The organism is Pontibacillus sp. ALD_SL1 (assembly GCF_017355605.1).
In genome coordinates, this window is record NZ_CP062974.1 from 724,162 (window position 1) to 750,130 (window position 25,969).

29 protein-coding genes are annotated in these 25,969 nt (G+C 40.3%); 18 read left to right on the top strand and 11 right to left on the bottom strand.

Annotated elements, in window-relative coordinates:
• Positions 1–9 precede the first annotated feature (9 nt).
• Entirely contained in the window at positions 10–459 is a 450-nt protein-coding gene (locus IMZ31_RS03675) for a staygreen family protein (RefSeq protein ID WP_207529265.1), read from the bottom strand.
• A gap of 220 nt (positions 460–679) precedes the next feature.
• Here IMZ31_RS03675 and IMZ31_RS03680 point away from each other — a divergent pair, with 220 nt between their 5' ends.
• A complete protein-coding gene (locus tag IMZ31_RS03680; protein ID WP_207529266.1) occupies positions 680–922 on the top strand; it encodes a hypothetical protein in 243 nt (80 codons plus the stop codon).
• Positions 923–988: 66 nt separating this feature from the next.
• Here IMZ31_RS03680 and IMZ31_RS03685 read toward each other — a convergent pair whose 3' ends face one another.
• Positions 989–2,107, bottom strand: a complete 1,119-nt coding sequence (locus IMZ31_RS03685) for a CapA family protein (RefSeq protein WP_207529267.1) — start codon at positions 2,105–2,107, stop codon at positions 989–991.
• Positions 2,108–2,485: 378 nt separating this feature from the next.
• On the opposite strand from IMZ31_RS03685, the gene IMZ31_RS03690 reads away from it, so the two are divergent.
• The 4 genes from IMZ31_RS03690 (at position 2,486) to IMZ31_RS03705 (ending at position 5,200) form a co-directional block, all read left to right on the top strand.
• Complete coding sequence (locus tag IMZ31_RS03690) at positions 2,486–3,055, top strand: RNA polymerase sigma factor (protein ID WP_207529268.1); 570 nt, start codon at positions 2,486–2,488, stop codon at positions 3,053–3,055.
• A gap of 13 nt (positions 3,056–3,068) precedes the next feature.
• Positions 3,069–3,314, top strand: coding sequence for a hypothetical protein (locus tag IMZ31_RS03695; protein ID WP_207529269.1), 246 nt, complete (start codon positions 3,069–3,071; stop codon positions 3,312–3,314).
• 123 nt (positions 3,315–3,437) lie between these two features.
• Positions 3,438–3,596 carry a YvrJ family protein gene (locus IMZ31_RS03700; protein WP_242705631.1) on the top strand — a complete coding sequence of 53 codons (159 nt, stop codon included), beginning with the start codon at positions 3,438–3,440 and terminating at the stop codon, positions 3,594–3,596.
• A 698-nt stretch (positions 3,597–4,294) separates the two neighbouring features.
• Entirely contained in the window at positions 4,295–5,200 is a 906-nt protein-coding gene (locus tag IMZ31_RS03705) for a M15 family metallopeptidase (protein ID WP_242705632.1), read from the top strand.
• A 53-nt stretch (positions 5,201–5,253) separates the two neighbouring features.
• On the opposite strand, the gene IMZ31_RS03710 is transcribed toward IMZ31_RS03705, so the two are convergent.
• Complete coding sequence (locus IMZ31_RS03710) at positions 5,254–5,874, bottom strand: NAD(P)-dependent oxidoreductase (RefSeq protein ID WP_207529270.1); 621 nt, start codon at positions 5,872–5,874, stop codon at positions 5,254–5,256.
• A 113-nt stretch (positions 5,875–5,987) separates the two neighbouring features.
• On the opposite strand from IMZ31_RS03710, the gene IMZ31_RS03715 reads away from it, so the two are divergent.
• Positions 5,988–7,286: an MFS transporter gene (locus IMZ31_RS03715; protein ID WP_207529271.1), complete on the top strand. Its 1,299-nt coding sequence runs from the start codon at positions 5,988–5,990 to the stop codon at positions 7,284–7,286.
• Positions 7,287–7,355: 69 nt separating this feature from the next.
• Here the strand turns inward: IMZ31_RS03715 and IMZ31_RS03720 are convergent, their stop codons facing one another.
• Positions 7,356–8,273, bottom strand: a complete 918-nt coding sequence (locus IMZ31_RS03720) for a zinc dependent phospholipase C family protein (protein WP_207529272.1) — start codon at positions 8,271–8,273, stop codon at positions 7,356–7,358.
• 193 nt (positions 8,274–8,466) lie between these two features.
• On the opposite strand from IMZ31_RS03720, the gene fumC reads away from it, so the two are divergent.
• A complete protein-coding gene (gene fumC / locus IMZ31_RS03725; RefSeq protein ID WP_207529273.1) occupies positions 8,467–9,855 on the top strand; it encodes a class II fumarate hydratase in 1,389 nt (462 codons plus the stop codon).
• Between the two features lie 55 nt (positions 9,856–9,910).
• On the opposite strand, the gene IMZ31_RS03730 is transcribed toward fumC, so the two are convergent.
• Positions 9,911–10,105 (bottom strand): alpha/beta-type small acid-soluble spore protein, encoded by a 195-nt coding sequence (locus IMZ31_RS03730; RefSeq protein WP_207529274.1) that lies wholly within the window; start codon positions 10,103–10,105, stop codon positions 9,911–9,913.
• A 232-nt stretch (positions 10,106–10,337) separates the two neighbouring features.
• Between IMZ31_RS03730 and IMZ31_RS03735 the strand changes: the two genes are divergently transcribed.
• Together IMZ31_RS03735 and IMZ31_RS03740 are read left to right on the top strand one after the other, a co-directional pair.
• Positions 10,338–10,541, top strand: coding sequence for an alpha/beta-type small acid-soluble spore protein (locus tag IMZ31_RS03735; protein WP_036786801.1), 204 nt, complete (start codon positions 10,338–10,340; stop codon positions 10,539–10,541).
• A gap of 97 nt (positions 10,542–10,638) precedes the next feature.
• A complete protein-coding gene (locus IMZ31_RS03740) occupies positions 10,639–10,890 on the top strand; it encodes a hypothetical protein (protein WP_207529275.1) in 252 nt (83 codons plus the stop codon).
• A 350-nt stretch (positions 10,891–11,240) separates the two neighbouring features.
• Here the strand turns inward: IMZ31_RS03740 and IMZ31_RS03745 are convergent, their stop codons facing one another.
• Positions 11,241–12,338 carry an ABC transporter ATP-binding protein gene (locus IMZ31_RS03745; protein ID WP_207529276.1) on the bottom strand — a complete coding sequence of 366 codons (1,098 nt, stop codon included), beginning with the start codon at positions 12,336–12,338 and terminating at the stop codon, positions 11,241–11,243.
• A 123-nt stretch (positions 12,339–12,461) separates the two neighbouring features.
• Positions 12,462–13,358 carry a PucR family transcriptional regulator gene (locus tag IMZ31_RS03750; protein WP_207529277.1) on the bottom strand — a complete coding sequence of 299 codons (897 nt, stop codon included), beginning with the start codon at positions 13,356–13,358 and terminating at the stop codon, positions 12,462–12,464.
• 186 nt (positions 13,359–13,544) lie between these two features.
• Here IMZ31_RS03750 and IMZ31_RS03755 point away from each other — a divergent pair, with 186 nt between their 5' ends.
• Positions 13,545–13,832, top strand: coding sequence for a metal-sensitive transcriptional regulator (locus IMZ31_RS03755; RefSeq protein ID WP_229721282.1), 288 nt, complete (start codon positions 13,545–13,547; stop codon positions 13,830–13,832).
• 85 nt (positions 13,833–13,917) lie between these two features.
• Here IMZ31_RS03755 and IMZ31_RS03760 read toward each other — a convergent pair whose 3' ends face one another.
• Positions 13,918–14,112, bottom strand: a complete 195-nt coding sequence (locus tag IMZ31_RS03760) for a hypothetical protein (protein WP_207529278.1) — start codon at positions 14,110–14,112, stop codon at positions 13,918–13,920.
• 108 nt (positions 14,113–14,220) lie between these two features.
• On the opposite strand from IMZ31_RS03760, the gene IMZ31_RS03765 reads away from it, so the two are divergent.
• Positions 14,221–14,625, top strand: coding sequence for a ferritin-like domain-containing protein (locus IMZ31_RS03765; protein ID WP_207529279.1), 405 nt, complete (start codon positions 14,221–14,223; stop codon positions 14,623–14,625).
• A 93-nt stretch (positions 14,626–14,718) separates the two neighbouring features.
• Here the strand turns inward: IMZ31_RS03765 and IMZ31_RS03770 are convergent, their stop codons facing one another.
• A complete protein-coding gene (locus IMZ31_RS03770; RefSeq protein ID WP_207529280.1) occupies positions 14,719–16,059 on the bottom strand; it encodes a YheC/YheD family endospore coat-associated protein in 1,341 nt (446 codons plus the stop codon).
• 139 nt (positions 16,060–16,198) lie between these two features.
• Between IMZ31_RS03770 and IMZ31_RS03775 the strand changes: the two genes are divergently transcribed.
• The 3 genes from IMZ31_RS03775 (at position 16,199) to IMZ31_RS03785 (ending at position 18,910) form a co-directional block, all read left to right on the top strand.
• Entirely contained in the window at positions 16,199–17,335 is a 1,137-nt protein-coding gene (locus IMZ31_RS03775; RefSeq protein WP_207529281.1) for a DUF445 domain-containing protein, read from the top strand.
• 84 nt (positions 17,336–17,419) lie between these two features.
• The gene (locus IMZ31_RS03780) at positions 17,420–17,779 is read left to right on the top strand and encodes a YlbF/YmcA family competence regulator (RefSeq protein WP_188655610.1); all 360 of its coding nucleotides are present in this window, start codon (positions 17,420–17,422) and stop codon (positions 17,777–17,779) included.
• A gap of 360 nt (positions 17,780–18,139) precedes the next feature.
• A complete protein-coding gene (locus IMZ31_RS03785) occupies positions 18,140–18,910 on the top strand; it encodes an enoyl-CoA hydratase (RefSeq protein WP_207529282.1) in 771 nt (256 codons plus the stop codon).
• Positions 18,911–18,955: 45 nt separating this feature from the next.
• Here the strand turns inward: IMZ31_RS03785 and IMZ31_RS03790 are convergent, their stop codons facing one another.
• A complete protein-coding gene (locus IMZ31_RS03790) occupies positions 18,956–19,141 on the bottom strand; it encodes a YhzD family protein (protein ID WP_207529283.1) in 186 nt (61 codons plus the stop codon).
• Positions 19,142–19,260: 119 nt separating this feature from the next.
• On the opposite strand from IMZ31_RS03790, the gene IMZ31_RS03795 reads away from it, so the two are divergent.
• Positions 19,261–20,160 carry an ABC transporter ATP-binding protein gene (locus IMZ31_RS03795; RefSeq protein ID WP_207529284.1) on the top strand — a complete coding sequence of 300 codons (900 nt, stop codon included), beginning with the start codon at positions 19,261–19,263 and terminating at the stop codon, positions 20,158–20,160.
• Positions 20,153–21,421 carry an ABC transporter permease gene (locus IMZ31_RS03800; RefSeq protein ID WP_207529285.1) on the top strand — a complete coding sequence of 423 codons (1,269 nt, stop codon included), beginning with the start codon at positions 20,153–20,155 and terminating at the stop codon, positions 21,419–21,421. Before IMZ31_RS03795 ends, IMZ31_RS03800 begins: the two co-directional genes overlap by 8 nt.
• 16 nt (positions 21,422–21,437) lie before the next feature.
• On the opposite strand, the gene IMZ31_RS03805 is transcribed toward IMZ31_RS03800, so the two are convergent.
• Positions 21,438–21,593, bottom strand: a complete 156-nt coding sequence (locus tag IMZ31_RS03805) for a YuzL family protein (RefSeq protein WP_156969222.1) — start codon at positions 21,591–21,593, stop codon at positions 21,438–21,440.
• Between the two features lie 116 nt (positions 21,594–21,709).
• On the opposite strand from IMZ31_RS03805, the gene IMZ31_RS03810 reads away from it, so the two are divergent.
• Both IMZ31_RS03810 and IMZ31_RS03815 read left to right on the top strand, forming a co-directional pair.
• On the top strand, positions 21,710–22,948 hold the full coding sequence (locus IMZ31_RS03810; protein WP_207529286.1) for a metallophosphoesterase family protein: 1,239 nt from the start codon (positions 21,710–21,712) through the stop codon (positions 22,946–22,948).
• A complete protein-coding gene (locus IMZ31_RS03815; RefSeq protein WP_207529287.1) occupies positions 22,945–25,875 on the top strand; it encodes an ATP-binding protein in 2,931 nt (976 codons plus the stop codon). Before IMZ31_RS03810 ends, IMZ31_RS03815 begins: the two co-directional genes overlap by 4 nt.
• Positions 25,876–25,969 lie beyond the last annotated feature (94 nt).

Here is a 25,969-nt window from a genome sequence, read left to right on the forward strand (position 1 = left end):
ATGGCCTTTTTACATATAATCTTTTACTCTTCCAAAGTATATATTTCCTCTGTATTTGGACAGATTACTTTTAAATCCGATCCATACAGGAGATTCAGAGAGAAGTGGATTCATCTCCACTAACCAGCGTTCTCCGTAAAAGATCCCTTTAAGAGCCGTACCCATTTCTCTCATAAAAATTTGGTAACGAATTTCTTGTTGGGCTTCAGGCATTTCTTCGGTCCCTACTAATACACTTCCTTGAAATTGAACAGAGGTATCTGGTAGTAATGACCACCATCCAAACACCTCGTCACGCATCTCGTTTGTCTGGTCAACGGCAAACTCTTTTGAAACCGTTAGAAATAAATCACCTGTTTGGTCAGAGTGAGTGAGTGTGTAGGTTCGTTCAGAAAAAGGTGTGAAGTGGGCAATATCAGGGCGGTATTGAGTGTAGAGCTTGTAAGGAGAGAAACTCATCTATTGTCCCCCTGTTCTCCAGATTAGAATGACTTGAAAACTGGTTAACATTATCTTATTCACGTTACTGAAATAGGGAACAAATTAGAGTGAAAACATAGGTATTTCAAAGGTTTAATAGAGAAAATCATGGGGAAAATAGAATTAATAGTTATTTTATCAGAAAATTGTTTCAATTTATAAAGATCTATCATATACTACTTAAAAGGGGGAGAGTTCCATGAGAAAGGAAAAAGTGTCGTACGCCCTAACTTGGTTCCCGATGAAAGATCGAGATGTGATTAGTGCCAAACGTGATGTGCCTTACGAGATTAAATTAGCAAGCACTTTAGCATTAGATGAGCTTTGCTACAAGTGGAACAAATCAAACCTGGAATCCCAGATTAACGATGCAATTGATCGAGGGGATCATGAACGTCTAGTTGAATTGAGTGAAATTTACAGACCATACACATATGAATAATCATGTATACATGCAAAAAGTGCTTAGAGTTCAAACTCTAAGCACTTTTTTTTCGAATATATACCTTTACCGAGAATAGAGGTTCCCATCTTGATCTAGAGCAGCTTTGAAAGAAATGGAGTTCAAGTAGTTATATTGAGCTTTCTCTTCTTGTTTTGTAAGTGGGATAATTTGATCGTTCTTGATTTCAAAAGGATGAAAAGTCATGGATACACGTTCCTCTATAAGGGTGACTTCAAGTACCCCTGTTTCTGCTGTTTTCCCGGTTACATAGTTTGGGAACAAGAAATTACCTAGTGAGTAGGCGATAGGTTTTCCATTATACACTTCAAAACCTTGTAATACGTGAGGATGAGACCCAATTACCGCATCAACTCCATGGTCGACCAATGTGTGAGCAATACGGGTTTGGTCTTCGTTCGGTAAATTAACCTTCTCATCACCCCAATGGTAATATACAACCACATAATCGACTTCTTCTTTCACTTTATCTATAATCGAGAGCACTCGATCAAGTTGATACCCGCTTGCAACACCGGGTGTATTCACACCCGCATACCAGCTCAAATCAGGTAATACCTCAGAAAAGGCTAATACAGCAACTGTTTGATTTTTTATAGAGATTCGTTTTTCTTTATAGGCTTCCTGTTGATTACGACCAGCCCCTATATAATCAATGCTTTTATGATCTAGCGCTCTGAAGGTATCTAAAAGTCCTTGTACGTTATAATCCAATGTATGATTGTTCGCAAGACTGACTAGGTCCACCCCTGCACTTGATAACCCTTCTAACAGAAGAGGGGAAGCTTTGAAGTTGTATTGCTTTGGGAATGGAGTAGTCGCACTTGTAATAGGTGTTTCTAAATTGACTACGGTATAATCACTCTTTTTAAATAAAGGGGCCACATATTGAAAAGGGTAATCCGGACCTGAATTTTCCATAGTGGTCACAAGGGAGTACTCCATTAATACATCCCCTCCGAATGTAAGGGTGATGGGATTCTTCGTTTCAGAAGACGCATGTAGTAAATAACAAAAGGGAGTCCAATTTGAAAGGAGCCATCCAAATTCTTTACAAGTTGATTGTAAATAGGCATTCTTTTCCTTTGCTTCCGAAAGAATAGGAGTGAAAAGAATAGAAAGAATTAGGGGGAGTACAAATGTAACGCGTGATATCCATTTCATGATGATAATCCTCTCTTAAGTAATGTAGGAAAAATAAACCAAATCATTGTTCACACGTATTATAATAGAATCTTAGCCACTGCGATATCCGGAAATGTACCTATATAATACCTTTAGTTACACAAACAATCACCAATTGTAAAACTGATTAGCTATGTGTAATCTAGAAAAATTAGGTCTATAACCTCTTTATTTTCCAGTAGCAGCTATGGTGTAATATATAGTACAAATGAACGATTTAAAAAGGTTAGGTTGTAATTTTATAGGTCACTCTTTCTTTATAGAGTAATAGATCAAGCAAAAGTGGAGTTTGTTCTCCTTTTGCTTCTTTTTTTAAATGAAAACCGAACATACGTTCTTGTTTTGGGGGTGGTGAAAATGAGAGAGGTAGAAGAGAAGTTTTATAAGGAGTTTCCGAATTTAAAAGGAAATCGGGCTGTAGAGGCATTTTTGCGAAAGCCGGAACACCAAGAATTGTTAAAAGAATACGTTGACTCACCAAATCAAACTCGTAAAGATCATCTAGACAAAGCTTTTAAGGTGTATTACTTCGGACTTCGTTTCACTTCTTATTTAAATAAATCATTATATTTTCAAAGCGTGAATTATGACAAGAGGATGAGGCGATTTGCTGAACATAACACGCTAACTCTAGATCAGTCAGTGGGGGATGAGGACGGAATTACTTTTAAGGATCAGCTTGTGAGCGAAGGGGAGATTTTATATATGGAAGCTCCTACTTCATTGAAAGATTGTATAGAGGATGATCTGTTACTAGAAGCTTATTTTTCGCTAACGGACAAGCAAAGGGAAGTTCTTGATATGGCGTATCTCTATGAACTTAAGGATACAGAAATCGCTAAGAGAATGGATACATCTCAACAAGCTGTTTCTAAATCCCGGAAAAAAGCTTTAAAGAAATTGCGGAGTTTATTATCGAATGAATAAAAGGGGGGAGCTTATGGTCGTTTTATACGATTGGGTTAAAGAAGCTCAAAGTGGATATGAGACAGTGGAGAAGGTTATTGATACATTCACACCAAAAATTAGAAAATCACTACGACTAACAAAGCCAGATAACAGAGAGGACCTTGAGCAAGAATTGAAGCTTTGCGTCATCCACTACGTTAGGAGCTATTCGTTAGATGAAGTCCCGGGATTAGTGGATTTGAATGAGCGAAGGAATCAATACAATGAGTCTTCTTAAGAAAATAAAAACATTGGTCAGCTGTACGCGCAGTTTTAAAGAAGAATTTAGTTGAGGGGTTCAACGTTTTTATAATCTTGCTAAATCTACAAGGATACAACCGTAATAGAAAGGAAGATGATGATGGATTATTTGGTTTTTATTCAGCTTCTTGGGAACTTTGGTTTTCCCATTGCAGTGACAATGTTTTTACTAGTAAAGTTTGATAAAAAGCTTGATAAATTAGAGGAAGCCGTATATTCCTTGCCTCAAGCTCAAGGCAAAGCAAAGAAAAAGTCATAAAAGGAAGCGTTCTCCTTAGAGGAGAACGCTTTTTTAACAGGGAAAAATAAAAAACGAACACCAATTTTGGGTGTTCGTAAGTGCTAAACAACTTAGGGGACTCAACCATAGTAAGAATCATCCTCGATCCTACTTATTGCTTCCGGTCATTAGCGCCGTGCTTGGAAGGATTATTCTTCATGAATCCGTTTCCTCCGACCTAAATGTTCGTTCGATTTGTAAAATTGGCGTCGCTGTTTTACAAAAGTGAACGTTTAATCGTTTTAGAGTGAAACGATTGTTAGGCTACCGAATAAGGAGTAGGTGTAACGTTTCCTTATGGGTCATCGTCTAAGAAAGTGAGGCGCACACTCTAATACTCAATTGCTTCAACATGGCTATTTGGGGCATTCATTTTACCCTTTTCACAGGAGGCGTGTTCCCTTTTCAGGCCATATCTTTTGTTCGCTTGGAAACGAACTCGCGATGGTTGAGTCGCTTAAATTGTTTAGCTGTATTGTTTTTCTTTACACCTTTATTATACCACCGTTTCATTTTAAGCAACGAGGTATTTGTGTCGCTTTTGTTAACGTTTTCATTATGTTTGTATGGAAGATATAACGGGTGTTGAGGGAGGATAGAAGGCCTTTATTCTTTTGTCATCTTTTTCTAAAACGTGTTATATTGTAAAGTAACTTGATACAGAAAGGAAACACATCATGAGGAGAATATTTCTGATCGGGTTCGTTAGTATGTTAGCTCTGGCCGCGTGTCAATCCAGTACAGATGAAACCCAACAAGCAAAAGACAATGCATCAAAAAATACGGCTGTAACGAAAAAGGAAAACCGTTCTGAAGAGGATTCAAAGCAAGATCAAGAAAACCCAGATGAGGACCAAGATCAAACCTCAAAAGAAAACGAATCGAATGAAGAAATAAGTGAAAACAATGAATCGGAACAGAATGAAGATTCTGACTCTGAAGAACAATCGACGAACCAGGAAGATTCAAATCAAGAAGAATCCAGTGAATCATCTGCCAAGGTTGTCGATAACCCTACAAGTATAGAGGTCGTTGTGAACAAGCAACGAAAGCTTCCTGATGGGTACACACCACCTGATTTAACTGTTCCACAAGTGCCGTTTTATTTCGAAGATTTCCATCAGAAAAAGCAAATGCGTGAAGTCGCAGCGAGTGCTCTTGAAGAATTATTTGAAGGTGCAGAACAAGCAGGTATTGATTTAGTTGCTGCTTCTGGATACAGGGCATACGAAAGGCAAGAAGCCATTTTTGCAAGCAATGTAGAGAAGCATGGGGAAGAACATGCCAGACAGTTCTCAGCTGTTCCAGGGCACAGTGAACACCAAACAGGCCTTGCAATGGACGTAACTGTTGCTAAGTTGTCATTTAAGTTGAGCCAAGACCTCGGAGATATGAAAGAAGGGGAATGGCTGGCGGAGAATGCCCACAACTATGGTTTTGTTATACGTTATCCAGAAGGAAAGACTGATATTACAGGGTATGAATATGAGCCATGGCATTTACGCTATGTTGGTAAAGACGTAGCGACGAAGGTGTATAATCAAGATGCTACGCTTGAAGAATTTTATAACTTGGTTCCGTAAAATGAAAAACCAGTCATTCAAACAGAATGACTGGCTTTTTTTATACCTTCAAACTAGTAGCAGATCCCTACTCTTTTCTTGGAGAAAGAGGGAGGATCAAGAATCTCAAAGGCAAAGCGAGCTGTATCCTTTGTGGATATCTTCTTCCCCTCTTTAGGAAGGAAGTCAACTTCGTATCGAACCCCACCCATTTCTTCTTCATCTGGTAAATAAGTAGGGCAGACGATGGTCCAGTCTAAAGATGAAGACTGAAGCTCTAAATAAGCTTTGAGGTGTTCCTCAGCTGCAAATGTCTTGGTTCGTTTTGATTCTGAGGATTGGAAACGGTATTTTCCTTCTTGATAGCGACTGTTAAGAATCCCTGCTGTGCCAATCGTCACAACCCGGTTTATCCCTTGCTTTTCCATCACTTTTCGAATGAGTGGCATGCTTTTAGATAGCGTGGTTGTCTTGTCCGTTCCTAAACTAGAAAAGACCACATCGCATCCATTAACTGTAGCTCTAATATCCTCTTCCTGTGTAACATCACCGATTATATGGGTTGCCTCAGTGATTAGGTTATGAGCCTTATCCTGGTCACGAACGAGTGCTTGAATCGTGTGTCCCTGATCTAAAGCCATCCGAATAAATGAGCTCCCTACACGTCCGGTGCCTCCGAATACTGCAATTTTCAAAACAATCACCTCATGTTTGTTAATGTTGTGTTAAAATTTAGAAAATAAAGCGTTTTCTTGAAGCTGTTTCTGCTAAGCTAATTTAAAACTATGACGAAAGCGTGGGGGCGAAGATGAATCGTAAATTAATCCGAAGCTGGGCTCTCTATGATTGGGCGAATTCGGCATTTGCTACAACGATTATGGCTGCTGTTTTGCCTATCTTTTATCAACAGGTAGCTGCTTCTAATTTAACGGGTAATCAAGCTACAAGCTATTGGGGTTATTCCCAGTCCATTGCGGTTTTAATCGTGGCCATATTAGCTCCTATCCTAGGAGCCATCAGTGACTATTCTGCTTCTAAGAAGAAATTCTTACGCTTCTTCGCTTATATGGGTATGATCGTAAGCGTTATGCTAGCCTTTGTGGATAGTGGCGAGTATTTATTCGCCTCGTTCCTTTTAATCATAGGTACAATCGGTTTTTCCGGGGCAAACATCTTTTATGACGCATTCCTACCTGAAATCTCAAAGGGCACGGACATGGACCAAGTATCTTCTAGAGGGTTTGCCTTTGGATACATTGGAGGGGGACTGCTCTTAGCTCTGAACCTGCTTATGATTCAAAAATATGAGTGGTTCGGTTTTTCCTCAGCAGAGATGGGGACTAAACTAGCCTTTGTTTCGGTTGGGATATGGTGGTTTGTCTTTTCAATACCACTCTTTAAAAATGTAAAGGAAGAGAAGAAGGCTGGGGAAGTTAAAAAGAATAAATCTTATGCACGGATAGGCTTTTCTCGTGTGGCCAATACGTTTCGTGAGATTAATCAGTACAAACAACTCCTGGTTTTTCTACTTGCTTTTTGGTTATACAACGATGGAATTTCTACCATTATTAAAATGGCAACGATTTATGGGAGTGAAATAGGGATAGGTTCAAGCCATTTAATCGCAGCTCTTTTAATCACTCAATTTGTGGGGATTCCTTGTACGTTTTTCTTTGGCTGGCTGGCGACTAAAATTACTGCAAAGCGGGCTTTAACCATCACGCTGTTCGTATATATAGGGATTGTCATTCTAGGGTATTTCATGAATTCAGCTGCTCACTTTTATGCATTAGCGATATGCGTCGGGGTCGTGCAGGGTGGAGCTCAGTCACTAAGTCGTTCTATTTTCGGTCGAATGGTTCCTGATGATCGGCACGCAGAATTCTTTGGGTTTTATGGTATTTCGGCTAAATTCTCAGCGATCGTTGGCCCTGCTTTATTTGGATTTGTAGGCAGTATGACAGGGTCTAGCAAGCTTGGTATTTTCAGCCTGGTGATCTTCTTCGTGGTTGGATTAATCTTACTTCAAAAGGTTGATATTACAAAAGGGATGGAAGATGCGAAAAAGAAAACTGTATCAAATGACAAAGTAGATGTGCACCTCTAATAGAGGCGGGACAACGGACTGAATGTTGTCCCGCGATTTTATTTGCTGAATGCTCCATTTCTATCTGGATTAGACAACAGGGTTGCTAAACTTGTTGACCGCTTGCTCGTCTAAATGTTTGCCGGTATCGTACGAAATATTATCAAGGAGTGAGGCAATTTTATTAAGCGCCTCATCCGTTGGGTTCTCCCAGTAAAGGAGCATTTCAGAGCAGATTTCGAGTCCCTCACGTCTTGCTTCCTCATATAGGTCAAGGAAGCTTTCTTGGTGAGGCTCGTTCGTAGCTGAGTGATACCAGATGTTATGTTCCAAGTTTAAGTAATCCTTGTTGGTCTTCAGAGGCTGATGAGAGAAAGGAGAAACATGGCTACCGAGAAGCGCGTTTTTCCATCCGTATGGATCATATAAGACGTGAAAAGCTCTTTTCATATCTTTATAAGCTGCATTGACGAAATTCAGAGGAATCTTGCTGACCATCGAAGGGAAGAAAGATATAATGTTTTTCGTTAATAATGATGACACTTCCACGTCGAGGAAAGGCCCAACATCGATTTCTTGATAAACAGGTGTTTTCCATGTCTTTAAATTCCGATAACGTTCCATCATAATCGTATCAACAATGACTTCAAATTCTTGATGTTTATTTTTCTCGTATCCTGAAAAGTAATGAACGAATGGGTGTGTATTACGATCTAATATATGGTGAGTTACAAACCCCATTACATAAGCCTTGGCATATTTATTTAAATCTTTGGATCCAGCAATCAGGTCTATAAGAAAAGGGCCACAAGCTTCGTGATGAAGTACGTTCCCGATTTCATTAATGGATTCGTCTTTTTTCCAAGGCCAAAAATTATGATAGAAGAATGGATCTGGACCCTGAGCTCCAAGGTTCAAGTAGTTTCCTGTTGCTTGATACTCTGCCGGAGCATTTATTCCATCCATAATATCTTCAGCGAACAAGATGTGTGTCCATATATTGGGCATGAAGATCCCCCCTTTACTAGTTACTTCCATTATAAGCCATCCCTTTAACCCTGTCTCTTGATTGTTTGAACAAAGGAAGGAATTTCACACCTTATGGAGAATAGGTAAGGGATAGAGTATTTCTCTATAAAAACAAGTTTTAATCATGGACATCTGTGGTAATAACATGGAGTGTGAGAAAGGGAGGATCTTGATGGATTATCGTATTGAGAAGGATACGTTAGGCGAAATTAAAGTACCATCTGATAAATATTGGGGAGCCCAAACACAGCGAAGTAAACAAAACTTCCCGATTGGAAACGAAAGAATGCCGAAAGAGGTCGTTCATGCGTTTGCTATCCTGAAGAAGAGCACGGCAAAGGCTAATTACGAACTAGGGCTTCTCGAAAAAGAAAAGGCAGAAGCAATCGCTCATGCAGCGGATCGTATTACAAATGAAGAGCTTGAAGAGCATTTTCCTCTTGTTGTATGGCAAACCGGTAGCGGTACTCAGTCCAACATGAACGTTAATGAAGTAATGGCGTATGTAGGGAATGAATGGCTGCAAGAACATGGCTATGAAGCACGCCTCCATCCTAATGATGACGTGAATAAATCGCAAAGCTCAAACGATACATATCCAACAGCTATGCACGTTGCTTCCGTACTTAAAGTAAAAGAAGCGGTATTACCTGCGTTGGCAACATTAAAGAAAACATTGAAAGAAAAAATGGAAGCGTATAACGAAATCGTAAAGATTGGCCGCACGCATCTACAAGATGCCACACCTTTAACACTCGGCCAAGAAATTTCCGGTTGGCACCGTATGCTTGAAAAAACGGAGAAGATGATTGAAGATAGTTTGACCTATGTACGTGAATTAGCGATTGGCGGAACGGCAGTCGGTACAGGGCTGAACGCTCATGTGGACTTTTCAGACAAAGTTTGCAAAGCCATTAGTGAATTTACTTCAGAAAACTTTGTTTCAGCATCCAATAAGTTTCATGCGCTAACAAGCCATGATGAGCTCGTCCACACCCACGGAGCTTTGAAAGCGTTAGCAGCGGATATGATGAAGATTGCCAATGATGTACGTTGGTTAGCTAGTGGCCCTCGTTGCGGTATTGGTGAAATCACGATTCCAGCAAATGAACCGGGAAGCTCCATTATGCCAGGGAAAGTGAACCCCACTCAAAGTGAAGCCGTCACAATGGTGGCAACTCAAGTTATGGGGAATGATGCAACAATCGGCATTGCTGCGAGCCAAGGGAACTTTGAACTAAATGTCTTCAAACCAGTAATTGCTTATAACTTCCTCCAATCATGTCAGCTATTAGCAGACAGTATGGAGTCGTTTAACGAGCGTTGTGTTGAAGGATTAGAACCTAACCAAGAGAAGATTGACCAGTATCTAAAAGATTCTCTTATGCTCGTTACGGCTTTAAATCCACACATTGGTTATGAGAAAGCGGCTACCATTGCGAAGCATGCGTTCAAACATGATCAAACGTTGAAGGAAGCGGCAGTAGATACAGGCATTCTTACAGCAGAACAAGTAGAAGAGTATATTAATCCAAAAGCGATGACACAGCCTACCCAATAAATACACGAAGGAGCCCTCCGAGATGACTCGGGGGCTCTTTTCCATACATATTCAATTATTTTCCGCCGTACTGTTGTTCAGCCATTTGTACAAGACGTTTAGTGATCTCTCCGCCTACTGAACCGTTTTGACGTGCTGTAGAGTCTGGACCAAGTTGAACTCCGAACTCCTGAGCAATCTCAGTTTTCATTTGGTCAAGTGCTTGCTGTACACCAGGTACTACAAGTTCGTTAGAGTTGTTATAAGCCATGTTTGTTCACCTCTTATCATCATGTATTGGTGGGCTCTTCTGGGATGTTTACCATGATGGCCCCTGTTTGGAAGTTGAGGTTTGTGTTTCTGTGTAATCCTATTGTGTGAAAATCTAATCTTCTTATGAGAGGTAATTATCTCCATAGTTTTTAGTGGAAATTACCATATCATTTTGTTCATAGTTTCTCTCGAGTAGGGTCACAATAGTTATCACAGGAGGTGAAAACATCATGGCTTACAACAACTCAAATGAATTAGTAGTACCAGGTGTACAACAAGCATTAGACCAAATGAAAACTGAAATTGCTCAAGAATTTGGCGTTCAACTTGGTCCAGACTCCACTTCCCGTCAGAATGGATCTGTTGGAGGAGAGATCACTAAACGCTTAGTTCAAATGGCTGAACAGCAGTATGGTGGATCTCAACAACAATAACAACTTCATACTATGGCTGAAGAGGGATGGGAAACCATCCCTCTTTTTATGGTAAGCTCGCACTTCTTTCTTATTATGAATTAAAGAAGGTGAAAACATGTTCATTTGTCCAGCTTGTAATGGATTTGAAATTCTTTCTTTTTCTTGTCCTGAGTGTGAGGGAGAAATGAAAGATCGAGGGAGGTTGGTTGATTACTTAGATGAATACAGCCCCTATCTAGATGATGAAGGGTTAAAATTAGTAGATGGTTTAAAGCATTCAACAGATGAGCATACCTGCCTTCATGTACTTTATTGCTCCGGGTGCCAGACAATAAATGAGTACACCGTACAAGAAGAAAATCAATAAGGGTAGATTAGAGGAGTGGGCTTTATAATAGCTCCCTTTTTTGTGAGGGAGCGTCGTGACGTGCGCCCGAAGTGACGAGAAGCCCGCCCGATGTGACAGGACGCGCGCCCGAAGTGACGAGAAGCCTGCCCAAAGTGACAGGACGCGCGCCCAAAGTGACGAGAAGCGCGCCCGAAGCGTCGAGAAGCGCGCCCAAAGTGACGAGAAGCGCGCCCGAAGCGTCGAGAAGCGCGCCCGAAGTGACGGAACGCGCGCCCAAAGTGACGAGACGCCCGCCCAAAGCGTCTAAACACCCTTATCAAGCAAAAACAAAAAGGCTGCCTCCCAAAAGGGGGCAGCCTTCAATATGATTATCGAATACGGCTTTCATTGTCTTTGTCGAAGAAGTGTGCTTTGTTCATATCTAGAGCTAGGTCAATCTTTTGTCCGCCAGTAATGTCAGAACGAGAGTCGACGCGGGCAATGAATTCTTGACCTTTAACGGAAGAGTATAGATAGGATTCAGAACCCATAAGTTCGGCTACGTCAATCGTTGCATTGATTTTTGTATCTTGGCTGGATTCGATGAAAACAGGCTCATCGTGGATGTCTTCTGGACGGATTCCAAGAATAACTTCTTGATTCACATATCCACGTTCGCGAAGGATTTTCATTTTGCCTTCAGGTACTTTAATACGATAGTCTTCAATATAGAAGTCACCGTCTTTTAGTGTTCCGTGGAAGAAGTTCATTGCTGGAGAACCGATGAATCCTCCTACGAATACATTTTCAGGCTCATCATATACATCTTTTGGACGGCCGACTTGCTGGATGAATCCGTCTTTCATAACAACAAGACGTGTAGCCATCGTCATAGCTTCTGTTTGGTCGTGTGTAACGTAAATCGTAGTTGTTTGTAGGCGCTGGTGAAGTTTTTGAATCTCAGCACGCATCTGAACACGAAGTTTTGCATCAAGGTTTGATAAAGGTTCGTCCATTAGGAATACTTTTGCATCACGAACGATTGCACGTCCTAATGCAACACGCTGGCGCTGACCACCTGATAACGCTTTTGGTTTACGGTCTAAGTATCCTTCTAACCCTAGAATCTTCGCGGCATCTTGAACACGACGGTCGATTTCATCTTTTTTAAATTTACGAAGCTTTAGGCCAAATGCCATGTTATCGTATACGTTCATATGAGGGTAAAGAGCGTAGTTCTGGAATACCATCGCGATATCACGATCTTTGGGTGCTACATCGTTCATTCTTTTATCGTCAATCATAAAATCGCCACCTGAAATTTCTTCAAGTCCAGCAATCATACGAAGTGTAGTTGACTTACCGCAACCAGAAGGACCAACGAATACAATAAACTCTTTATCTTTAATATCGAGATTGAAGTTGTCTACTGCTGTGACTTTATTGTCATAAACCTTTTGAATACTATCTAATTTTAATTCAGCCATTTTTCTTCCCCCTGTTTATGAAAGCGTTTTATTTACTAACTTTAGTGTAGATAATTTTGGGAAAATGGTAAATGGAATAAGTGCACAAAGATCGTCTAATCGTTTGTGCACTTTACCGAAAGGCTAGTCCTTATGCTGGAGGTTAAGAATGGCTAAGTAGGTGATGAGTGCTCCTTGGAACTGCTTTACATCAATACCTGTCTTCTCAATAAACTTATCTACACGATACTGTAGGCTGTTTCGATGCATGTATAAATTTTTAGCGGCAAGAGTAGTGTTTGAGTTCGCTTCAAGAAACACTTGTATGGTGTGTAAAAGATCAGAGTCATCGATGACCGGGTGGAGCAATGTGTAAGTGATGTTGGCTGCATGCTCTTTGCTCAACCCATCTAAATACATATATGTAATAGCATCTTGATACGTAATGACAGGCTTAGGATGATAACGTAGCATCTTTTTGAAAAGGGTCACCCCCCAGGAATACGCATGGTGGATGTCATTTTTTGAATCATAATACGGTGTAATATACAGTGATAGTTTTGTATAGAAGTCACTCATTAATACGTCAATCATTTGCTCGTATTCGATGTATTCTTTTTCTTTCTGAAATTGTTCTTCAATGATAATTCCCTCGTGCTGATTGTGCCAGATAATAGGCATTTGGTGAGGGAAGAGCCCTTGGATGGCTTCGTGGAAAACGTCTGGGTCAATGTCTAGATTTGTTAAAGAGAAATAGACAAATCGAAATGAGGAAGGAAAAAGAGTGTTTTCATTGGGGATTTCGCTACCCAGAATCCATCCCTGCCAAAGTTTTTCTCTGGTTGTAAGGGTTGGGTGCTGTTCCACAAAAGGTGTAAGAAACGTATTTAATAGTTCTTGTTCTTTATTAGTTATTGTATTTTTGGGTATCCCAATAATTTCATCATCAGAGGTTTTATACCAATGGTACCGATCCCAGTCGTCGTTTGACTGGCTTAGTAAAATAGCTTGTGGGAAGATCGCTTGGATTTGTTCAAACATTTGAATCCCTCTTTCTTGTAGTAAGTAGGTGGTGAGCTTAATATGTATAACCCTATTATACCAATTGGATTAATAAGGTGACAGGCTATCGCTTTTTTTCCAAGCGATGGTATTGTATAATACTTATAAGGGTACTAATCTTACAGACTTATTATAGATAGATTTTCGAAAAGGGGGTACTTGACCATGGCAGACCAAGAAGTACAAGACATGAACCAATATACGCAAGATATGAAAAATCGCTTAAAGCGTATAGAGGGACAAGTTCGCGGTGTATTGAAAATGATGGAAGAAGATAAAGAATGTAAAGACGTTATTACGCAATTATCTGCTGCCCGCTCCGCGATTGATCGTTCTATTGGCTATATTGTAGCAAAGAATTTAGAGACGTGCCTGCGGGAGTCTCAGGAAAATGGAGAACCAGCAGATGAACTTATTCAAGAAGCCGTGCAAATGATTGTAAAGAGTCGTTAATATAGGAAAAAGGCGATCCGATATCGGATCGCCTTTTTGTTTTAGCCCAGTCTATACAATGCTAAGCGTAACTTGCGTTTTGGTTTTAATGTTTTTGGTGTTGGGTTTTATTCGAGAAGGCTTCGTTTTGTTTTGGTAACTCACGAGCTTCTTCAATTTGAGCGTGGTTATATCTGGAGTTAACAGTTCCACCAGCCATTCCTTCATTAATCATACGATCGACATCAACCTCATAGTTTTCACGGCTGTCTCGTTCTTTTTCATTTTTTGGGTGTGCCATTCTTTCATCATCTCCTTTCTGTATGTAGTTTTCCGTCGTAGGAGAAGGGCTATGCATAGCCTATTTGTTCTGTCATACATTTAGAAGTAGAAGGAGAGGTGACCTGCGTTGAATCAATCCGATTTTATCAAAAATTTAGAAGCTGCCATTGAAGCGGAGTGGACAGCTAATGACTTCTATAAACGATTAAAAGAGGAAACACCGAATCCATTATTTAAAGAATTTATACAGCATGGTGAACAGGATGAAGAGAAGCATTACCATAGCTTTCAGAGATTGTATTATCAGCTGACGGGTCGATATTACGAACATCCAATGAAGCGTATGGAGTTTGAGTCTTTTGAAGATGGAGTGGTTGAAGCTCTTAAAGATGAATTGGAAACTTATGAATTGTATAGGAATATGCTTCTTCACATGCCGGTTCAATATGCTTATGAACCTTTATTTATAGCCATGACAGATGAAATGGAACACGCTACGCGCTTCTCCACCATATATGGGCGTCTGCGTTAAATGGAGGAACCTATAGTACACTAGAGGGGTGAAGCGTGTCTGGCACGCTTTACCCCTTTAGCTTATTAAAGAGTCGCTCTTTAGAGGCCTTTTTTATGTTTGTGTGATGCGTTGTTGATAAAGGTATTTGGCGTAACGGTAAGGATAGGAGAGAATTACATTTTGCTCGCGCTTGAAAGTAGGGTGATCGTAAAGGACATATCCAGGCTTCGAGTTGGCCTCAAACATCCAGACTTGACCTTCCTGATCGATTCCAAAGTCAAAACCAATTTCTCCAAGAGGTCCTTTTAGGGTTCGATCTAACACCTTACTTATTTCTAAAGCCGACCGTTCAAGCTTCGTATAGACTTGTTGACTCTCGCGGTCGTCGAATAATTCCTCTAACGTATGGAGGGAGCCCCCTCGTCGTACATGAGTTGTTAAACTGCCTTTGCCAGCAAATTTCGTACAGATTGCCGTAACTACCCATTCATTTTTTTCGTTTTTATTTGTATGAACTCTGTAGTCCATAGGGGTAGAGCGTTTTGTTTTGAGTTCTATTTCTGGTTGTACAATATATCCATACAGACCGTTTGGGAACTGCTGATTAATCATATTTTGACCATCTTGGTAGCGTTGATGGACGAGCTTTTCACCTTCATAGTACTGACATTCAATTTCCCCAGTTTCCTCTCTTAAGCGACACCGTTTAATTCCTGTCCCCTTACTTCCATGAATGGGTTTAATATAAAGCTTTTTCTCTTGTTGGAGCATTTCAAGCACACGTTCTGGTGATGGGTGTAATGTTGTTTGAGGGAGGAAGTGAGAGACCTGATATGTGCGCTTCAATCGATCATAAACTTTCCACTTATTAAAGAAACCTGAGTTGAACCAAATCGTTCTGCTTTGTAATTGTTTTCTTATACGGATGACGAGGGGATGATGTTCAATCTTACGGTTTGGGATTCGATCATAGATAACATACGGGAAAGGATAGGTTTTTCGTTCCCATATGCCATTATGAAACACATAGCCATTGATCGTTTCATCTTCCAAGTTCACATGCTGATAGCCAAATACAATCGTTTCAAACCCATAAGATTGTCCGGTTATTGACATGGCTTCAAAGATAGCTGTCCGGTCACCGATGGGGGTATCTCGATTTTCTGTGAAACCTGCTGTAAATATTCCAAGTAGAGGCTGAACCCATACATTTGCCTCTTCTACAGAACAAGAGAGGGTAGAAAGGTCAGGTAACTTTAACTCGTCTTTTAATTGAGACGACAAATAAATGGTGTCTTCATCTTTTTGGTGTGTCATAACTTCTATCTCGTTTGATCTAACCCCGCACCATATGGTTTGGACTTTATGAAAGGCAGGGTACACTTCTTTAGGCACAATGATTCTCATCTTTTGACTTGTATACGTTTTAGCATAAAAATAATATGATTCCATGGCTTTCTGGCCTCCTAGATCACCGATTCCCTATCATTTTATGAGGAGAGAAAACATTTCATGCGAAGGCTTTTCTTACCTTTTTGATTTGGGTATACTATACTTTTAGTGAAAAGATGGAAGAAGAAAGGTAGATCTCATGAATACATTTTTATTAATCCTGATGATGGTCGCAATTGGAGCCTTAATTGGTGGTATGACAAACTCCCTTGCGATTCGTATGTTATTTCGCCCGTTTAAAGCGAAATATATCTTTAACAAACGAGTTCCTTTTACACCTGGTTTGATTCCAAAGCGCCATGATGAATTGGCGGAGCAATTGGGGAAAATGGTAACGGACCATTTGTTAACACCAGAAGGAATACAACGAAAACTGGATGATGATACATTTCAGCAGCAAGTTGTAGAGTACGCACAGAAAGAGGTCACATCGTTTTTATCTAGTGAGCGGTCCTTGCAGCATGTATTGAATGACTTTCAGATTCCTGTAAATCAGCAGGTGATTGAGAGTAAACTAAAAGACTTTACAGAAGACCAAGTCAACGCCTACATGAAAGATGCCAGAGCTAAATCAGTTCGGGAATTAATTGGTGACAATGCTTTTTATAAAGGGAAAGCACAAGTGGGTAAAGCGAGTGAATACATTTTAAAGCAGATTGATGAATTCATCTCCAGTGAAGAGGGAAGAGCTAAGATCGGTGCGATTATTGAAGATTACTTAGAGGGACAAGGGTTTCTTGGCAATATGATCTCGTCCTTCATGGGAAATCAAGGCCTAGCTGATAAAGTGCAGCCTGCTGTTTCTGATTTCTTAAACTCAGAAGATGCGCATTACTGGTTGAAAGAAGTGCTTCATACAGAGTGGGATAAGTGGATGGAAAAACCTTTCTCGGTATATGAAGAGAAACTTGGTTTAGAAGGAATTCCTAATAAAATCAGCGAGCAAATCGTATCATCCATTCCAACAGATGTATGGCTCGAGCGTTCGATCGCAGAACATACAAAGAACCTTCAGCCTTATATTGTTGAGACCCTAGTGCCTCAACTCGTTGGTAAGATAGGGGGATCCCTCTCATCCCGTCTTCCTTCAATAATGGAAACCTTACATCTATCAGAAGTTGTTCGTAAAGAAGTGCAAGCTTTCCCAGTAGAGCGTCTAGAAGATATTGTATTAGGAATTTCCAAGCGTGAATTTAAGATGATTACGTACCTTGGAGCGTTGCTCGGAGGATTAATCGGTATCATTCAGGCTGGAATTATTCTTTTACTAGGATGAATAATGGGAATTGCTATACACAGCTAGTCTCGTTTGTTATAGTGGAAAGGAATGAGAAGAAAAACAATTGTAGGAGGCTTATTCATGGCTAATATCTATGATCACGCTTATGAGCTAGAAACAGCTCTACGCAACAGTGAAGAATTCACACAATTACAAGAAGCATACAACGCAGTAATGGCTGACGAAGCTGCGAAGCAAATGTTCGATAACTTCCGCAACACTCAAATTGAACTTCAGCAGAAACAAATGCAAGGTCAAGAGATCTCTGAGGAAGAAGTTGAGCAAGCTCGTAAAGTAGTTGAGACAGTACAACAACACCCTCAAATTTCTAAACTTATGGAACAAGAGCAACACTTAAACCAAGTGATTAATGATGTTAGTCGCATCATCACGAAGCCTCTTGAAGACCTATACGGCGCTGGAGAAGGCGAACAACAATAAGACTAATAAAAACCCGCAACCTTTAGGTTGCGGTTTTTTTGTGTAAGGTTTTGTTCGTGTTGGTAATTAGACGTGAAAAGTTAAATGAATTTTAAATCGGTTAAGTATAACGATTTTGTTTACTTGGATCCCTAGCCCCAAAGGGTAACGGCCATCCCTTCCTTAAAGTCTCAGCTTCGAAGCTTCAGCAATCCTGTGGAACAAACATAATAACATGACACTTTAACAGATCCTTGTATAAAAAAAGAGACTCTTTTTTGTTTGCATTGGTGAGGGAAGCAGGATTTTTCAGGAAGTTCCTCGAATGTTGTTGATAGATTGTAGCAGTATATGACTTTATTAAACGAATGGGGGAGTTTTATGAGTTATTTTACGGTAGACCGCTTAGACGGGGTTACACATTTGAAATTAAATCGGCCGGATAAGATGAATGCACTGAATCAGGATAGCCTGAGGGAACTGAAACATCAACTTCAAAGTATTGAAGATAACCAGGACTCCATTGTTATCCTTTCTGGAACTGGAAAAGGGTTCTGTGCTGGTGGGGACTTGGCCATGATGCAAGGGACACGGGATAAACAAGCTTATGAGGAAGTAATGGATGACATAGAAGAAGTCATGATGCGCTTGTTTCTAATGAAGAAACTTGTTATATCTGCTGTCCATGGGCCTGCTGTTGGATTGGGTCTTAGTTTAGCGTTAGCTTGTGATTATGTAATGGCTCATAAAGAAGCGAGTTTATCTATGAATTTTATAGGTGTTGGTCTTTTGCCTGATGGAGGAGGACATTTTTGGCTTCAAGAGCGGTTAGGTACTCAGAGAGCCAAATTGTTTGCATGGGAAGGAAAGGCTTTGTCCGGAGAAGAAGCTCTTACACAAGGGTTAGTTGATGAGGTGTGTGAAGGTGAAGTAGAAGATGCTGCTCAGAACCTTGCTGCTTATTGGAGTCGTAGACCACTACAAGCTATGATTCGCTCGAAGCGTGTGTACCATGGTCAGTCTGTTCAACGCTTGAAGCAATTGATGGATCAGGAACGACTTCATCAGTTTGAATTACGTCATACAGACGATCATAAAGAAGCGGTAGCCGCATTTATGGAGCATCGTTCTCCTGTTTTTAAAGGGGAGTAACAATGAAGCGCCTGTCTGGAAAGGTCCAAGCAGGCGCTTTTAGGTTTAACGATGGAATAAAACCATACGACCATCTGGGGATACACAGCGGTGAGTATGTTCACTATATCCGTTGTCTTCAAGAAGATTCTGGCCAATTTTCTTAGCGTCGTGATCGTCTTGTGCTTCAAAGGACTCTTCTAATAATTGAGTCCCATCTGGAGCGAAGACCGTTAAAATGTAAGCTTCCATAATTCATTCCTCCTATCTTCCTTACATATTCGGAAGTGGTTTCTTTTTCTCCTTCTTCCTAAATAATGAAACTTATCATTCATCTGCACGTATTAATATTGAGAAGGGGGAGTACAGATATGACATTATCATTAAATCAAGTAACAAAGCATTTCGGGGCTCATACAGCTGTTGATCATTTGTCTTTATCGATACCAGAGAGTCAGATCTTTGGCTTTTTAGGCGCAAATGGAGCTGGGAAAACCACTACGTTCCGAATGATTCTAGGGTTAATGGATACGAGTGAAGGATCGATCCAATGGAACAATGAGGCAATTGATTACAGTAAAAGCCATCTTATTGGCTATTTACCCGAAGAACGAGGCTTATATCCGAAATTAACTGTTAAAGATCAATTAATTTACCTTGGAAAACTAAGAGGTATGTCGAAGCAAGAGGTTATAAGCGAGTTAGATCATTGGTTAGAACGCTTTCGAGTACCGGAATACAAGAATAAAAAAATTGAAGAGTTATCAAAAGGAAATCAGCAAAAAATTCAATTTATCTCTGCAGTCATTCATAAGCCGAAATTACTAATATTAGATGAACCTTTCTCAGGACTAGATCCTGTAAATGTTGAACAATTAAAGCAAGCTGTAGTGAACTTGAAAGAAAATGGAACATCGATCGTGTTCTCGTCACATCGTATGGAACACGTTGAGGAACTTTGTGAGCACTTATGTATTTTACATAAAGGGAAACCCGTAGTTCATGGAGGATTAAAAGAGATTAAACGCTCATTCGGAAAGAAAAATCTCGTTGTGCATGCGGACTTCAATTTATCCTACTTACGTGATATCCCGGGGGTTGTATCGTACAGGGCTGTTGGGGAAGGTTGTGAGCTGCAGGTGGAAGCAGAAGAGGTGGCAGAGCGTGTGTTTGAAGCATTGCAAGGGAAAGGCTTTGTTCGCACATTCGACCTTGAAGAGCCATCTTTAAACGATATCTTTATAGAGAAAGTGGGCGCTTCTTATGAATAAGTTTTGGATTGTTATGAGCCACACTTATTTCAGTCGTCTAAAGTCTAAGACGTTTCTGATTACAACAGGTATTATTTTATTGCTCATTGTTGCGCTAACAAACTTCCAAAGTATTATGGATTCGGTTGGAAGTGGTGATGAGGAAGGTGCTCGGGCTCCGAAAGTTGCGGTTGTTGATGACACTGGACAGTTTATTACTCCTTTAAAAGAACAACTAAGTGCCCAGCAAGCTGAGTTAGAACTCGAGTCCTACTCCGATGGTGAGGAAGAAGCGAAGAGAGCTGTCCAAGAGGGGGAATATAGAGGGGTTCTGACGCTTCAAACGAGTGGAGATGGAATTCCATCCGGTACCTATTATACGAAACAAATTGCTGAGAACAGCATTAGTGGTCGTCTTCAGCAGGCGTTACAGCAAGTAAAGGTGACTGTGGCTACTGAAAAGGCGGGTATTGATCAACAGACGGTGAACGGAATATTTGCTCCTGTAACATTTGAGAAAGTTGCCCTTGATAAAGAGGCAAAAACGGAGGAAGAATTAAGTGAAGCTCGTGGTCTTGTATACGTAATGCTATTTCTACTATATATGGGGGTTATCATGTATGGGAATATGATTGCTCAAGAAGTAGCGCAAGAAAAGTCTTCGCGTGTGATGGAAATATTAATTTCAAGTGTGTCACCTGTTACGCAAATGTTTGGGAAGATTATTGGAATTGCTTTGTTAGGGGTCACTCAATTTGGGTTGATCTTACTTGTTGGGGTTCAGTCTGTAACAGCTAATATGGATAACCTACAAGGTGGCATATTCACCTACTTTGGGCTTGGGGATGCCAATACCTCAACGCTAATCTTTGCAGGTGTCTTCTTCTTACTAGGATATCTACTATACGCAACCCTCGCTGCAATGCTAGGGTCGCTGGTGAGTCGTACAGAAGATGCTCAACAAGTAGTCACTCCGATGATTTTACTTATTGTGGCTGCATTTATGATTGCAATGTATGGGTTAAACGCTCCTGAGACTACGTTAGTCACCGTCACCTCATTTATTCCTTTCTTTGCACCTATGTTAATGTTTCTTCGCGTAGGAATGTTAGATATTCCGTGGTGGGAAGTAGGGATATCAATCGGTTTACTCATTGGCACGATTCTTCTTCTTGCTGTTGTTGGAGGCCGGATTTATCGTGGTGGTGTGTTAATGTATGGAAAAGGAAATATGATGAAAAGTTTCAAACGTGCTTTCCAATTATCGAAGAAAGAATCGTAGAAAAACACGGCTGGGATTACTCCCCAGCTGTGTTTTCTTTTTTATATTGCATATTTGTTGTTTGGTGGTCAGGATCATCACGGAAGCGCTCGACTGGACCGCTATTTGGAGATCCTTTTACGCTAGCTGCGCTTTTCGCGCGTTCTGATGGATTCTTTTTTCGTTTAGCCATTTAAGTCACCTCCTCGGTTATCTTCCCCAGAAAACTGTCGAATTATGAGGCGAACGTGCATTCGATGGTCACCTTTGATAAAATACAACCATTAGCATATGAAGGGAGTTTGGGGTATGTTGCCAACACTGCGTTTTATCCATTGTGCCGATCTTCATTTAGACAGCCCTTTTAAAGGGATTGGTTCAGGGCTTTCATCTCGTCTCTCGAAAGATGTAATTGAGAGTACATTTCAAGCGTTCGAACGCATTATTTCACACGCTTTAGATAATAAAGTTGATTTTGTCGTAATGGTTGGAGATTTATTTGATCAAGATGGTAGGAGTTTAAAGGCGCAAATCCGCCTTAAGAAAGGATTTGACACATTACATAAAGCAGGTATTAGAGTGTTTCTTTCGCATGGAAACCACGACCATACTGGTGGGAGCTTCTATCCTGTGCACTTCCCTGATAACGTTACAATTTTTAAAGAAGAAGCGGTCTCTACCATTCCTTTCTACAAAAATGGCCAACATGTGGCTAATATCCAAGGGTTTAGTTACTCAAGGCGTGCTGTCTATGAAGAGAAAGTAATCGAGTATGAGCGGACTAGTGAGGATGTTTATCACATTGGGCTTCTCCACGGGAGTATAGCAACGAATACTGATCATGATGTATATGCTCCTTTTCGAGTGTCACAGTTGAACGAAGTAGGACACGACTATTGGGCACTTGGTCATATTCACAAGCGCCAGGTTTTACAAGAAGAACCACCTATTGTTTATCCAGGGAACATTCAAGGTCGACACCATAAAGAGGAGGGGGCTAAAGGGTGTTATCTCGTTGATCTAGCAGAAACAAATACCACTCTTACGTTTTTGCCAACGCATTCTGTTCTCTTTCAGCAAACAACATTTGACGTAAGCCATATTCAAACATTAGGTGAATTTCATGATGAGGTAGATAAATGGAAGGATGAGAATCGCCAGGTGTACGGTCCTATGATTTTCAAAATGAAGATCGAAGGACATTTAGAAGGAGATGAAATGAAGGAAGAAGCTGTCCGCAACCTTGTAGATGTATGGAATGAAAAAGAAGAAGAGGAGGAGGCATGGCTGTGGCTTCAAGACATTGTCATCCATTCTACCCCTTCTTGGGATCGTGAAGAATTAAAGCAAGGCTCTCATTTCGTCGCTGATTTAATTCGTCGAATTGATGAGAGTGATGAGATTGACCCGATGTTAGCCGAACTCACAACCCATAAGCAAGGTCGAAAATATGTAGGGACCTTTTCAGATGAAGAGAAGAAAGAAATAGTAAGTGAAGCTGAAGCTTATTTGCTCAAGTCCTTATTGGAGGAGGAGCGATCAGAGTGAAACTCAAACAAGCATTGATTTATGGTTTTGGCAAGTGGCATCATAAAACAATTCATTTCCAAGATGAGGGGTTAACCGTATTCTATGGCAAAAATGAAGCCGGTAAATCAACTCTAAGGCAGTTTATCTTGTACGTTCTATTTAATCTCCCACCAAAAAAAGTGAAAGCCTATATACCGAAGATGGGTGGAACGGTTGGAGGGCGTTTAATGATTTCTGACGTTCGTTATGGGACAGTGTACATTGAACGTGATTACAATCAGAACAATGGAGAGGCTAGGTGTTACTTTGATGACGGATCTGAACAATCTGAAGAGTGGCTTCGACATTATTTAAAAGGAATGGATAAGAACACGTTTGAAGCCATTTTTTCTTTTGATTTACATGATATCCAGCATATTCACACAGTAGGTTCTAAAGCTATTGGGGATGTTTTATTCGGAGTAGGTATGACGGGATCTAAACAGATCTATCAACTGGAAACGAAGCTTGAAAAGGAAATTGATCGTCTCTTCAAGAAACAAGGGAGGAAGCCGGTCCTAAATGAGCAGTTCGCTCATGTGAAAGAAATGGAACAGACTTTGTCTTTTCTTAAGCAAGAAGAACAAAAGTATGAAGATCTAAAATTGGAGGAGCAAGAAGTGCAAGATGAGCTTCACCAATTACAAGAGAAGCGCCAAACATATATGGTGAGGAAGGATCTGCTAGAGAAGCATCATCAAGCCTCGCATTTAATTTTTCGTTACCAACAACTTAAAGAGGAGCGCTCATCCTTACCAGAAACACTTCAGTTCCCCGAACAAGGACTAGAACGGTACTACAAGCTTAAAGAACAAGAGATGCCGATACGTAGTGAAAAAGAGGTTGTTAAGCAGGAACTGCAAAGAGAAGAATCAAAGAAGGGGGAAGTGCCCCCTTACGATGAAGAGGGTGTTGAAGAGCTAACAGAGTGGATTGACCATAAACAAGAATATGATATTAACCATGCACGCTTAGAAGGTCTTCTAGCCGAATCTGGACAAGAACAAGAACGATTGGCCAAAAAAATAGAAGAACTAGGCATTCATCTTACTTTTGAAGATGTATTAGAGCTCTCGTTACCATTCTATATGGAAGAAGAATGGCAACGAATTGGGCATGAGAAAGAAACGCTTGAGGAAGAACGTGCTCGATTAGAGCAGGAGTTACGACTTAATGACGAAGAGCAAAGGCAGCTTCAAGGCCAGCGGAATCGTGTGAAAGGTCAAATGTTATCAGAAGATGATGAAGCGCAGTTAAGAACTTCCGTAGAACGTGCTCGAGAAAAAGAATGGAAAAAAGAAGTAGAAGAGGAACAATCGAAGAATCGTCGCCATATGGTGCATCAACAATCAAATTTTGCCAATCAAATCTTTTTAGTTGGGGTTTTTCTATCGGTGATAGGAGCAGCTGGTGGTTGGGTACTCTCAGAACCTTTTTGGTTTATATTCAGTGCTTTTTTATTACTTGCAACATGGTTTATTGTTCGACAGCTTAAACAAAGTTCATTTAACAGCAAATCAAATGTCCCTTACAATGAAGAAGAACAACACACAGAAGAGCCGATTGGGTATGTATGGGAGTTAGAAAGGCAGTTGCAAGAACAGGATCAAAAAGCTCAAGAGGTTATGCGATACGAACAAAGCATCCAACAGTGCAATATGCGTGAAATTCAAATTGAAGAACAGCTCCATAGCTTAAAACAGCGTCAAGAAAGAATCAATCAAATTATAGGTGAGCAAACCGATCATTATCCTTTCCTAAACCAAGTATCTGTGTCTTATTGGCCCAAAGTGTATCAACGTCTTTCAAGTGTTCAATTAAGGCAGCAAGAATGGTTGAAAAAACAAGAACAAATTGAAACACTAGCCGCGCGACAAAAAACAATAGAAAATCAATTAATTTTATTTGCAGACCGTTTACGAATCGAGCGTGAAGGGGAAATAGAGTCCATATGGAACGATGCATTAGAATACGTTAATAAGGCAGAGGAGCATAAGCGAGATCTTCATAAATTAGATGAGCGCTTGAACAATTTGCGCAGTCAAATGAAACAATTAGAGCAAAAACAGTTACCCATTCAAGAAGAGTTGCGTCAGTTGTATGAAAAAGCGAATGTTTCAAACTCAGATTCTTTCATTAAGCAAGGTGAACAAGCACGTCTAGTAGAAGAATTAGAAGATGAACTATGCCAGCTTAAGAAACAGATCGATACGATTTATATGAATCAATCTACATCCTCACAAGCAATTCTCTCCCATATAGATGAGCCATCTATAAAACGAGATCTGGCGCATGCGACAGAAGATTTGGAGAATACAGAGAGTGAAATAGAAGGTAAACGTCAGCAATTGGCTGACCTCAGGTCCAACATACAGCTACTTGAAAAAGATGAACGCTACTCAATGAAAAGGCATGAAGTGAGGTTAGAGAAAGACAAAAGCAAACAAATAGCTAAAGAATGGACAGTATATAAAGTAGCGCATAGTTTATTGAAGCAGACGAAAGAAGTGTATCAGGAAGAAAGAATGCCTGCAGTAGTTGAATATTGTAGTCACTTTTTCTCCATCCTAACAAGAGATACCTATATACGTGTATGGCTTCCAGGGGAAGAAGAAATGATGACGGTCGAAAGAAAGGATGGAGTACGTTTCTCTGTTGAGTCGTTGTCTCAAGGAACAAAAGAACAGTTGTATGTCGCTCTAAGGCTTGCTTTAAGTCAAACCATTAGAGATGAACATCCTTTACCGTTTATTATTGATGATGCGTTTGTGAATTTTGACGATGAACGAACCTGTGAGGTACTAGAGCTTTTACAACAAATTGCACAGGATCAACAAGTCATTCTGTTCACGTGTAGTGATACAATTAATCAAAAAATAACAGAACGTAAAAAAATTTTTTTATAAAAATTAAGTTTTTATTTGTCATGACCTCGCACTTTTGGAATAATAGTGATAAAATACTTGAGGACAATGTCGAATAAAGCTAGTGGAGGGTCGT